The 11,716-nt window shown below is 30.2% G+C and carries 11 protein-coding genes; 1 reads left to right on the top strand and 10 read right to left on the bottom strand.

Going from position 1 to position 11,716, the window contains the following annotated elements; genetic code table 11:
• Positions 1 to 375 precede the first annotated feature (375 nt).
• The 7 genes from U9R42_08520 to U9R42_08490 are packed head-to-tail and all read right to left on the bottom strand — an operon-like array spanning position 376 to position 8,342.
• Positions 376 to 1,032 carry a 3-oxoacid CoA-transferase subunit B gene (locus U9R42_08520; GenBank protein MEA3496065.1) on the bottom strand — a complete coding sequence of 219 codons (657 nt, stop codon included), beginning with the start codon at positions 1,030 to 1,032 and terminating at the stop codon, positions 376 to 378.
• A gap of 41 nt (positions 1,033 to 1,073) precedes the next feature.
• The gene (locus U9R42_08515; protein MEA3496064.1) at positions 1,074 to 1,766 is read right to left on the bottom strand and encodes a CoA transferase subunit A; all 693 of its coding nucleotides are present in this window, start codon (positions 1,764 to 1,766) and stop codon (positions 1,074 to 1,076) included.
• A gap of 23 nt (positions 1,767 to 1,789) precedes the next feature.
• A complete protein-coding gene (locus tag U9R42_08510) occupies positions 1,790 to 2,659 on the bottom strand; it encodes a hydroxymethylglutaryl-CoA lyase (protein MEA3496063.1) in 870 nt (289 codons plus the stop codon).
• A 32-nt stretch (positions 2,660 to 2,691) separates the two neighbouring features.
• Positions 2,692 to 3,834: an acyl-CoA dehydrogenase family protein gene (locus tag U9R42_08505; protein ID MEA3496062.1), complete on the bottom strand. Its 1,143-nt coding sequence runs from the start codon at positions 3,832 to 3,834 to the stop codon at positions 2,692 to 2,694.
• A 53-nt stretch (positions 3,835 to 3,887) separates the two neighbouring features.
• Entirely contained in the window at positions 3,888 to 5,891 is a 2,004-nt protein-coding gene (locus U9R42_08500) for an acetyl-CoA carboxylase biotin carboxylase subunit (protein ID MEA3496061.1), read from the bottom strand.
• 38 nt (positions 5,892 to 5,929) lie between these two features.
• The gene (locus U9R42_08495) at positions 5,930 to 6,718 is read right to left on the bottom strand and encodes an enoyl-CoA hydratase-related protein (protein MEA3496060.1); all 789 of its coding nucleotides are present in this window, start codon (positions 6,716 to 6,718) and stop codon (positions 5,930 to 5,932) included.
• A 19-nt stretch (positions 6,719 to 6,737) separates the two neighbouring features.
• On the bottom strand, positions 6,738 to 8,342 hold the full coding sequence (locus U9R42_08490) for a carboxyl transferase domain-containing protein (protein ID MEA3496059.1): 1,605 nt from the start codon (positions 8,340 to 8,342) through the stop codon (positions 6,738 to 6,740).
• Between the two features lie 996 nt (positions 8,343 to 9,338).
• Here U9R42_08490 and U9R42_08485 point away from each other — a divergent pair.
• Positions 9,339 to 10,280 carry a hypothetical protein gene (locus tag U9R42_08485; protein ID MEA3496058.1) on the top strand — a complete coding sequence of 314 codons (942 nt, stop codon included), beginning with the start codon at positions 9,339 to 9,341 and terminating at the stop codon, positions 10,278 to 10,280.
• A 2-nt stretch (positions 10,281 to 10,282) separates the two neighbouring features.
• Here the strand turns inward: U9R42_08485 and U9R42_08480 are convergent, their stop codons facing one another.
• From U9R42_08480 to U9R42_08470, 3 genes are all read right to left on the bottom strand, one after another.
• Entirely contained in the window at positions 10,283 to 10,627 is a 345-nt protein-coding gene (locus tag U9R42_08480) for a hypothetical protein (GenBank protein ID MEA3496057.1), read from the bottom strand.
• 2 nt (positions 10,628 to 10,629) lie between these two features.
• Positions 10,630 to 11,433 (bottom strand): nucleotidyl transferase AbiEii/AbiGii toxin family protein, encoded by an 804-nt coding sequence (locus U9R42_08475; GenBank protein ID MEA3496056.1) that lies wholly within the window; start codon positions 11,431 to 11,433, stop codon positions 10,630 to 10,632.
• Positions 11,430 to 11,716, bottom strand: a 287-nt coding sequence (locus U9R42_08470; GenBank protein ID MEA3496055.1) for a transcriptional regulator, incomplete at its 5' end; no start/stop codon positions are given. The genes U9R42_08470 and U9R42_08475, both read right to left, overlap by 4 nt.

Genomic DNA, 11,716 nt, shown 5'->3' with positions numbered 1-11,716 from the left:
TATTTGTTTATCTGTTTATTTGTTTATTTGTTTATCTGTTTATTCACAACTTTTAGCTTTTAGTTTTTAACTTTTAACTTTTAACTCTAAGTACTCTAGGCACTTCTTCCTGTTTATCTGTTTATTCATACCTTACAATTCACAACTTAAAACTTTTAACTTTAAGTACTCTAAGTACTTTAGGCACTTCTTTTTATTTATCTGTTTATTCATAATTTTTTTATCTTTTAACTTTAAGTACTTCTTTTTATTTATTCGGAATTTGACTGCCGACTGCCGACTGAAGACTGCCGACTGAAGACTGCCGACTGCTTACTGCCGACTGCCGACTGCCGACTGCTTACTTGTTCATTCATCAATTCTTCCATTCATTTTCTAAATTACCATTTCAGGAATATTTCCTTTAATAACTAATTTTCCTAAGGTTGCTTTTTTAATTTCTTCTATTGAAACTCCCGGTGCTCTTTCTTTTAATACAAATCCTTCGTCAGTAACATCATAAACACCAAGATTAGTTACAATTTTTTTAACACAATTTACTCCTGTAAGTGGTAGTGTACATTTTTTCAAAAGTTTAGGGTTACCTTTTTTATCTGTTTGCATCATTGCAACAATAATATTTTTTGCACTGGCAACTAAATCCATTGCACCACCCATTCCTTTAATTAGTTTATTCGGTATTTTCCAACTGGCAATATTTCCTGTGTCTGATACTTCAAAAGCACCAAGCACAGTAAGGTCAACATGTCCGCCACGTATCATTCCAAAACTTAATGCCGAATCGAAAAATGATGAACCTTTTTTGTATGTTACAGTTTGTTTTCCTGCATTTATTAAATCCGCATCTACATTATCTTTTGTAGGGAATGGTCCAATACCTAATAATCCGTTTTCAGAATGTAATGTTATATTAATATTATCGGGAATGTAATTTGCCACAAGAGTGGGAATGCCAATTCCAAGATTTACGTAATATCCGTCTTTCAACTCCTGAGCTATTCTTTTTGTTATTCCGTTTTTATCTAAAGCCATATTATTTTCATTTTAAAATTAGAAGAAAAAATTACTTTGAATTAATCACTTGTTGTCATAAATTCTATTTGTTTTGAGTAATTAACACCTTTGAATATTCTTTGTACAAAAATACCCTGAGTATGAATTTGATTAGGGTCTAATTCGCCAGCAGGAACGAGTTCTTCAACTTCTGCAATTGTAATTTTCCCTGCTGCTGCCATCATATTATTAAAATTATTGGCAGTATGCCTATAAATTAGATTCCCGTGAGTATCACCTTTCCATGCTTTAACGAGAGAAAAATCAGCTTTAAGCCATTCTTCCATGATGTGCATTTTTCCATCAAATTCGCGTGTTTCTTTACCTTCTTGAACTTCGGTACCGTATCCTGTTGGAGTAAAAAAAGCGGGAATTCCCATTCCACCTGCTCTAATTCTTTCAGCGAGTGTACCTTGAGGGACAAGGTCAACGTCAAGCTCTCCACTTAATAATTGTCTTTCAAATTCTTTGTTTTCACCAACGTAGGATGAAATCATTTTTGCGATTTGATGTTTTCGTAGCAATTTTCCTAAACCTACATTATCAATGCCTGCATTATTGGAAATGCATATAAGATTTTTTAAATTTGCTTCAACAAGAGCATCAATAGAGTTCTCAGGTATTCCACAGAGTCCGAAACCTCCAAGCATTATTGTCATACCATCTTTGATATCTTGAATTGCTTCTTTAGCGTTTTTTACAACTTTTTGCATATTCTGTTTTTTTAATTTTCAATTTATTTAGGAAATATATCCCTTGATTTTTCAACTGCCAATCTAAACATTTTATTATTAATGGCAGTATTAATATTGTTTTTATTACAATAGTCTAATAATTTTTGAGTAGATAAGTTTCCAATCATTTCATAATTAGTCATTGGACAGCCTCCATATCCGTCAATTACAGATTCAAAACTTTTACAACCGTTTTTCCATGTAGCATCAATTTTATCTTCCCAAGAATTAATGTCAGTATGAAGATGAAGTCCAAATTCAATATCAGGAAATTCTTTGTTTAAAATAGAGTATGTTTTTCTAATATCTTCGGCACTGGCAATTCCTGTAACATCAGTAAGGATTAGTTTTTTAAGCCCTTTAGTTTTAAAAATTTCTATCCATTTCATTAGTAAATCAATGTTGCTTATATCTCCATAGGGGTTTCCAAAAGCCATTGCGATGTAGAGAAGAATATTTTTATTCGTTTTTTGAGTTAACTCAATTATTTTGTCAATCAGTACATTAGTATTGGCAATGTTAGTATTTAGGTTTAGTTTTAAAAATGTTTCTGAAAAGGAAAAAGGAAAAGCAATAAAATCTATTTCTTCAAATTCTGATGCAATTTGTGCTCCTTTTAGATTTCCTACCAATGCTGATAATTTTGTATTTGTATAACTCAGATCCAATTTTTCAATTACTTGCTTTGTATCTTTTAGTTGTGGAATAGCTTTGGGAGAAACGAAACTTCCAAAATCAATAGTATCAAATCCAACTTTTAATAAAGTGTTAATGTAATCGCTTTTGTCCTTAACAGAAATATATTGTTTTATTCCCTGCCAAGCATCACGAGGACATTCGGTAATTTTTATTTGTTGATTAGCAATCTTCAATTTATTGGTTTGTTAAATTTCTAATTTATCACTTATTTATTAATATATCGAGCAATAACCAATCTTTGAATTTCAGAAGTTCCTTCACCAATTTGTAGCAATCTTTGATCACGATAGAATCTTTCAATAGGATAGTCTTTCATTAATCCGTAACCACCGTGGATTTGAACTGCTTCATCGGCAACTTCTTTTGCTATTTCCGAGCAATATAATTTAGACATTGCAGCTTCTTTTGCATAGGCTTTATTGTTGTCTTTAAGCCAACAAGCTTTATAGAGTAATGTTCTTGCTAATTCAATTTTTGTTGCCATGTCGGCAAGTTTAAAAGCGGTAGTTTGAAATTTAACAATTGCTCTTCCAAATTGTTTTCTTTCATTGGCATATTGTAAAGCTAATTCAAAAGCACCTTGAGCCAATCCTAAGCCCATTGCAGCAATTGAAAGGCGACCACCGTCAAGTGTGTCAAGCATTATTTTAGAACCTTCGCCTATTTTCCCAAGCATGTTTTCATCAGGAACTTTACAATCATCAAAATATAATTCGGCAGTATTGGAGGCTCTCCACATCATTTTTCCATGCATGGAAACAGCTTTAAATCCGGGAGTGTTTTGCTCTACAATAAAATTTGTAAATTCTTTGTTACCTTTTTCATCAATATTTGTAACAGTTTGAATAGCAGAACCAATTGTGATAGGAGATGACGCATTAGTAATAAATATTTTAGAACCGTTTATTGTCCATTCATCACCGTTTTTTACAGCTTTAGTTTTAGTTCCTCTTGAATCTGAACCTGCATCAGGTTCTGTTAAGCCAAATCCCCAAAGTGCCTCTCCAGTGCATAATTGTGGAAGATATTTTTCTTTTTGTTCTTCTGTACCATAGTAATAAATGGGACCAATGCCAAGTGAGTTGTGTGCTGCAAGTGTGGCTGCTTGTGAACTGTCAACTCGTGCAAGTTCTTCTACTGCAATGATATATGAAAGTATGTCAAGCTCTTGTCCACCATATTTTTCAGGTAAGTACATTCCAAAAAGACCCAATTCCCCAATCATTTTTGTAAGTTCAACTGAAAACTCTGCATTTTCATCAAGTTCTTGAGCACGTGGTTGTATTTCTCTTTCTGCAAAATCTCTTACAGTTTGTCTTATTAAATCATGTTCTTCGTTTATATACATATTTGTTTTTTTTAGTAAAAATTAAAATACTCTTTTTATAAATAAATTTTCCTTTATTCCAATTTTAGTAATTCTTGTTCGCTTGTAACCATATCATTTAATGAAACTTTAATTTCTTTAACAGTGCCATCTATTCTTGATTCAATATTATTCTCCATTTTCATTGATTCAATAACCAATAAAACTTCACCTTTTTTTACTTTCTCATTTTTCTTTACATTTATTTTAATGATTTTTCCAGGCATGGGTGATTTTATTTTATTGCCATCTTCACCCAAATTTTCTGCACTAATAGGTGAGGTTGAATCATCTGAAAGGATATCAGTACGTTTGACTTTAAAGATTATATCGTTAATATTTACAAAAGAATTTCCTTTTTCGTCTTCTGAAATATAGCTGACATAATAATTTTCGTTAATAATAAATTTGCATTTTCCGTTATCATCAATACTAATTAGATTACAATTAAATTTTTCTTCGGAAATTTCAAACTCATAAAACTTTTTAGAAATACTATTAATTTTTATTTCAAAAGATTTTTCTTCTAATTCAATATTGGCTGACATAATATCTCTCCAATAACCAATTATTTTCCAAACATTATAATCTAAATTTGTAGCGGTGTTTGAGGAATTAGTGTTGAGTTTATAGAGTAATAGTGCAATTGTTGGAATGTATGAAGGAGTGTTTTTTTTATCCTTATTAATATCATTAATAATTGTCTCCGTATATTCATCACAGAATTTTGTAGAAATATTATTTTTTATAAAAATTTTATGATTTATAACCTTAATGAGATAAGCTATGTTAGTTTTTATACCGTGAATAATATAATCTTTAAGTGCATCAGACATTAACTTAATAGCTTGATTTCTATCTTCACCCCAAACAATTAGTTTTGAAATCATGGGGTCGAAAAAGCTTTTTATTTCTGTATTTTTATCAATTCCCGTATCTATTCTAATATTTTTACCTTTTGGTTCTTTGTAAAGCAACATTTTTCCGGGAGAAGGTAAAAAATTAGTAGCAGGATCTTCGGCATACACTCTACATTCAATTGCATGTCCGTTTTGATTTATATTTTTTTGCTCCAAGCTAAGTTTATTTCCTGCAGCAATTAATATTTGCTCTTTCACTATGTCAACTCCTGTAGTTAATTCAGTAACAGGATGCTCAACTTGTATTCTGGTGTTCATTTCAAGGAAATAATAATTAAGGTCTTTATCAACCAAAAATTCAATTGTACCTGCATTATTATATTTTATTTTTTCAGCAATTTTCACTGCCGAATTGCACATTTCTTTTCGTACTTTATCAGTGAGAGTGGGAGAGGGGGCTTCTTCGATAATTTTTTGGTAACGCCTTTGAATAGAGCATTCCCTTTCAAAAAGATGAATGACATTTCCGAAATTATCACCTATTATTTGTACTTCAATGTGTCGTGGTTCTTCAATATATTTTTCAATAAAAACTGTTTCATCTCCAAAATAAGATTTTGCTTCTCTTTGTGTTGATTCAATAGATTCTACAAGTTCATTATCATTGTGAACAATTCGCATTCCTTTGCCACCGCCACCTGCAGCAGCTTTAATCAGCAATGGAAAAGGAATTGTTTTGCTTGCTTTAAGTAATTCCTTAGTATCTCCTGTAATACCTTCGTTTATAGGTACATTAATAGATTTAATAAATTCCCGAGCTTTTATTTTATTACCCATAATCTCAAGAGTATCAGAAGATGGTCCTATAAAAGTTATTCCTGCTTTTTCGCATGCTTTAACAAAAAGAGGATTTTCGGAAAGAAAACCGTAACCGGGATGTATTGCATCACAGTTTGATTTTTTTGCAACAGCAATAATTTTATCAATGTTCAGGTAGGTTTCGTTTAGGTCAATTTTACCAATGCAGTATGCTTCATCGGCAAGATTAATATGTAAGGAATCCGTATCAACTTCGGAATAAATGGAAACTGTTTTAATACCTAATTTTTTTGCAGATTTAATAATTCTAACTGCTATTTCACTTCTGTTTGCAATTAGGATTTTATTGAAAAGTTTCATTATCGTTTTGGCTTAAATTTATTTAATATTTATATTTTTTATTCTTTTACCCAGTTAGGTTTTCTTTTTTCCAGAAATGCTGCCATTCCTTCTTGTCCTTCTTCCGATGCTCTTATATCAGCAATCATTTTAGCAGTATATTTATAGGCTTCATCAAGACTTAAATTATTTGATACTTCAAAAAGAAGGTCTTTACATTGAGTCATTGATACAGGTCCACTTGTTTTTAATAACTTTATTACTGATTCAACATAGCTCTCTATTTCATTAGCTTCAAGAGATTTATTTACCAATCGGTAAGATTCTGCTTCCTTGCCTTTTATCCTTTTGCCTGTAAGCATTAATTCTTTAGAGCCAAATTCACCTGTTCGTTTTACAACATAAGGTGAAACACATGCAGGGATAATTCCAATCTTCACTTCACTTAAAGAAAAAGTAGCATCATTAGTACAATAAGCCATATCGCAAGCCGCTAAAAGTCCATTGGCACCGCCTATTGCAACACCATGAACTAAAGCAATAGTTGGTTTTTTGCAAGTATAAATAGTGTAAAAACATTTTGATAAATTCAGACTTTCTTTATAATTTTCTTCATAAGAATTTTGTGCTACATCTCTCATCCAATTTAAGTCGGCACCTGCACAAAATGATTTGTCTCTACCTCTTATCACAACACAAACAACATCTTTGTTATTATTTGCATTTTCTACACAATCAATTACCTCTGACAACATTTCGTTGTTAAAAGCATTATGAACTTTTGGGCGGTTTAGCCATATTGTTCCTACATTATTTTTTAATTCAAATTCTATGGTTTTGTAATTCATTATTTTTTTTTATTTTTGTTTACATGCGGTAAATACCAAATTTAGGTTCATCAAATTCTTTATTTAATGACATGGATATTCCAAGAGCTAATATTTTTCTGGTATCCACAGGGTCAATAATTCCATCATCCCAAAGCCGTGAAGTACTGAAATATGCAGAGCCTTCATATTCGTATTTGTCAATAATAGATTTTCTTAATTCATCAATTTCTTTTTGAGGCATTTCCTTGCCTTGAGCTTTGTATTGATCTTGTTTTACAGTAATTAACACATTAGCAGCTTGTTCTCCACCCATTACCGAAATTTTTGCGTTTGGCCACATAAATAATAATTTGGGGTCGTAAGCTCTTCCTGCCATTCCATAATTTCCTGCACCAAATGAACCACCAATAATTATTGTAAATTTTGGAACATTGGTATTTGCAACAGCATGAACAAGCTTAGCTCCATCTTTAGCAATTCCTTTTCTTTCGTATTCTTTACCAACAATAAAACCTGTAATATTTTGTAAAAAGATTAATGGGATTTTTCTTTCGCTACATAGCTCAATAAAATGTGTGCCTTTAAGTGAGGATTCAGAAAATAATACACCATTGTTGGCAATTATTCCAACAGGAAAACCCATTATTCGTGCAAATCCTGTAACAATTGTTTTGCCGTATTTAGCTTTATATTCATGAAATTTTGAGCCGTCAACTATTCTTGCAATAATTTCTTTAGGGTCTATCATTTTACGAAAGTCAGGAGCTATTCCATATAATTCTTTAGGGTCATAAGCAGGTTCTTCAATAGGATAAATATCTAATTTCTGGCGTTTTTTATTGCTGATTGTTTCAAAAATATTTCTACAAATTTGAAGTGCATGTGTATCATTTTCAGCAATATGATCCGATACTCCTGATATTGAAGTGTGAACTTCAGCACCTCCAAGTTCTTCGGGAGTAACTTCTTCTCCTGTTGCTGCTTTTACAAGGGGAGGTCCGCCAATAAAAATTGTTCCTTGATTTCTGACAATTATCGTTTCATCACTCATTGCAGGAACATAAGCACCACCGGCAGTACATGAACCCATAACAATTGAAATTTGGGGAATTCCTCGTGCCGACATTAGTGATTGATTGAAAAAGAATCTTCCAAAATGATCTCGGTCAGGAAAAACTTTTGATTGCTCAGGCAAAAATACTCCTCCGGAATCAACAAGGTAAACACATGGCAGTTGATTATCGATTGCAATTTCTTGTGCTCTCAAATGTTTTTTGATTGTTTCTTTGATGTATGTACCGCCTTTTACCGTTGCATCATTAGCAACAATTATAGTTTCTTTTCCATGAATAACACCTATTCCTGTAACAATTCCCGCAGCAGGAAAACCATTATCGTATTGGTCGTAAGCCGCAAGTGTTGATAGTTCAAGAAAAGGAGTGTTGGGGTCGAGCAATTTATTTATACGCTCGCGTACAAGTAATTTTCCTCTTTTTTTATGCTTTTCAATGGCTCTTTCACTACCACCTTTGGAAGTTTTTTCTAATCTTTCTCTGTAAGTTTTAAATAATTTTAAAAAATTTTCTTTGTTGTTTTTAAAATCTTTTGAATTTATATCAATCTTCGAATCTATTTTATACACTAATTTTACTTTTAATTTCCTAAATTTAATTTATTTTTAAAGCAACTAATATATGAAAAAAAGATTAATGAGGGGGATGTAATGAAATGTTTAAAAAAATAAGATTGAATACTGTTTGATGTAATAAGATTATTAATTATTTTTATCGAATTTCACATTAATTTGCCAATATTTTCCTTTTGGAGTTACAATTTGTTTTGCAATGGATTTTTCTTGTCATCTTTTGCAATTAGTTCAATGAGGGGGTAAATTGTCCCTTAATTGGAATTCAATTGATTAGCCCGTTTGCACATTTTTTTTACACCGATTTTTAGGTATAATAGACAAAATGGTTGCTGTTTTTTTTAACAATATTTTTAATTATGATAAATCAAATATACTTTTGTTTTGTCCAACTAAACGGAAATAGGCTCTGCTGGAGAGCAACTTATTAGAAATATGATTGATGGCTGAAGAAAAAGTCAAAGAAAAGGGATTCTTACAGAGTCCCTTTTTGATATTTTCAGAAGTCTTTATGCCTTTAAAAACTCATCTATAAAATGTATTTTGCGTTTTATATTTAGAAAGCTCATTTTTTAAGCTTCGAACTTCTTTTGTAAGCTCTTCTACTTTTTTTATCAATTCAACTATGATTCTGTCTTTATCCAAAGCTAAAAATTTTTCAACAAAGAGAGTTATACAGACACAAGTATCCAAGTATTTTTATTCTTTTTATCCACAGTTAATAAAGTCTTATTTTTACAATGTATTCCAAAATGAATAAAAATTTGTTTATTCAAGTATTTTATTTTACTTTTGACACTGATTAGTTACTTATGATGAAAATTATTATTTATCATATTTTGAAAAAACAAATTATAAATTATTGAAAAGTTATCTAATACCAACAAAAGAAAAAAAATATGGGAGCAGGGGCTTACTTATAAATGAAAACGAAGTTTTAATAATAAATACAAATAAACACAATTTTGAAATATATAAATTAAAATAAATATTATGAAATACTTATTAAGCATATTTTTACTTTTTATAAATGGATTATTATTTGGACAGGATTATACCTTTAAATCAGATTTTAAACCATTTAAGTCTTTCAATTCCTATGATACTATTTCTACTAAAAATTGGGATGAGCCGTTAGTTAAAATTCCAATAAACTTTAATTTTACATTATTGAACAATATCTATGATTCATTATATGTCGGAGATGGTTATTTAGGTTTTGATTGTGTTTTCTTTGGTCAATTATCTACATGTAATAAATATATTGATGTTTTTAACAATGATTTTATTGATAGGTATAAAGATAATGAAAGAAGTAAATCTTATATTTTAGTTAAGCACGAAGATAGTTTGATTATTGAATGGCAAAATGTTGGATTCTATGAAGAATTCTATAATTTAAAAACACTTAATGATTCATTAACTGTGCAGGTTATTCTGAAGAATGATAATTCAATAACTATTCACGTTGGTCCAAATTTAATTCAAGATGAAAATATGATTTATTATGGTGAGAAAGGAGGGTATTTTGGTATTTGGAATAAATTGGATAAAACAGAATCATATATGTTGGAGGGAAATGCCAATAGTCCTAAATTAACTATTGGTGATGTAGGTATTACTGTTATTGGAACACCTACCGAAGGAACAGTTTATAATTTTTATTCAAAAGATATTTCGATTAATCAAAGAAACAATGACAGAATTGATTTTAAATGTTATCAGGATAATAATAATATTTACATAAGTAATTTATCAAGTAATACTGTTAATGTTAGTTTTTCTGATGTTTCAGGCAAGGAATTACTTAATATTGATAAAATTATACCACAAGAATCTTTGTCAATAAATAAAAATATTTTTAAATCAAATATCATAATTATAAAATGTGTTTCTAAATTTGATTGTTTATGCAGGAAATTTATTATTTATTAAGGCTAAGTTCTATTTTTCTCATCAAATAATATCGTGCCGATGGCAATTTGTCCGGCTACAACAGGATATAATTTTTTACCGTATGCAATATCATCAACTTTATATGTTCGCCTTGAACCGTCAAGAAAAAATTTGAATAGCGGATTATTTTGCTCTTGTTCTGCTCTTTTTCTCAAAGATTTTGTTGTTTTTAAACCCTTGTCTGTTTCGCCAATTTTCTTTACAATAATATCCTTTTTGTCCTCATATTCAAGTTTTGGTACTTCAATATTCTCAAAACAATATTTATATGATTTGTAATTCTTTCCGTTGGTTTCTTCTGCTATGTAGTCTAAAATACTTTTCATATTTATAGTTCCAATTTTCTTAAATGCCTCATAATTTCTCTTTCCACTTGCTCAAATTCTGGTAAATTTTGAACTTGTTCTTTCATAGATTTTTGCCAACGAGCTTTATATTGTGGTAATCGTTGTTCTAATTTTATGAAAAAATCATTTGGATTTACTTCTTTGCTTTCACATTTTGCAATAAACCCATTCACATAAAAATCAAGTTCTAATCCGTGTACTTCAAGTAAATACCATATATCATATAAGTCTCGTGCTTGCATTCGTTGCATAACCGAACGAAGTTTTTCAACAAGAATTTCTTCAAGAGTGTAGCAAAGTAATTTGTGTTCTTCTTGGTCAGTATAAGTTAAAAAAGCAGATTTGTTAATTGGTTCAAACTGTAATTTTTCACTTCTCGAAATATCAACTTTCACTCGTTTATTTGTTCTCATTCCGCCAAGTGGACCAATATAACTTATGTAAAAATTTATTCCACCATCTTGATGTTCATTATTGTCGATTATTTCTAATGGGATATTTGCTTCTTCTCTCACATATTCAAATGCTTCATTGAAATAATCAAAGATTTGTTGATTGGGAATATTATCATCTAGCAATGTAAAATCAAGGTCTTCCGAAAATCTGTAATCTTGAAAATACACTTTCTTTAACACTGTTCCACCCTTAAAAACAATTGCTTTCGCTAATTTGTTATGCATAGCCACAGCTTGCAAAATCCAAGATAAGATGTAATCTTTTTCAATTTGCTGGTCTCGAACACCTACTGCTCGGGCTTTTCTTTGTATTTCTCCCTGTTTTATCATGTATAGATAGCTGTTTTAATGGTTTCTGTTTCAATATTTTGTTGAATACTCCATTTGGTTTTTATTTTTCCTGATTTTGGAAGTTCTGTATCTAAAAGTACAACAGAATTTGTTTTCAATTTATGTAAATCTTCAATTGTGTTTGTTTCAATTTTTAATATTTCTAAAATAAATCCAAGACGCTTAATAACAGCTTGTGAATTAAATTTAATAACATATTCTAAGAGTATATTAAATTTGATTTTATCGCGAGAAATATAAATGGCTCTTGCTATTTCAACAA

It is taken from the genome of Bacteroidota bacterium (assembly GCA_034723125.1).
GTDB lineage: Bacteria > Bacteroidota > Bacteroidia > CAILMK01 > JAAYUY01 > JAYEOP01.
Note: the sequence above shows the minus strand (reverse complement) of the source record. Positions and strands in the feature narration are given on the sequence as shown.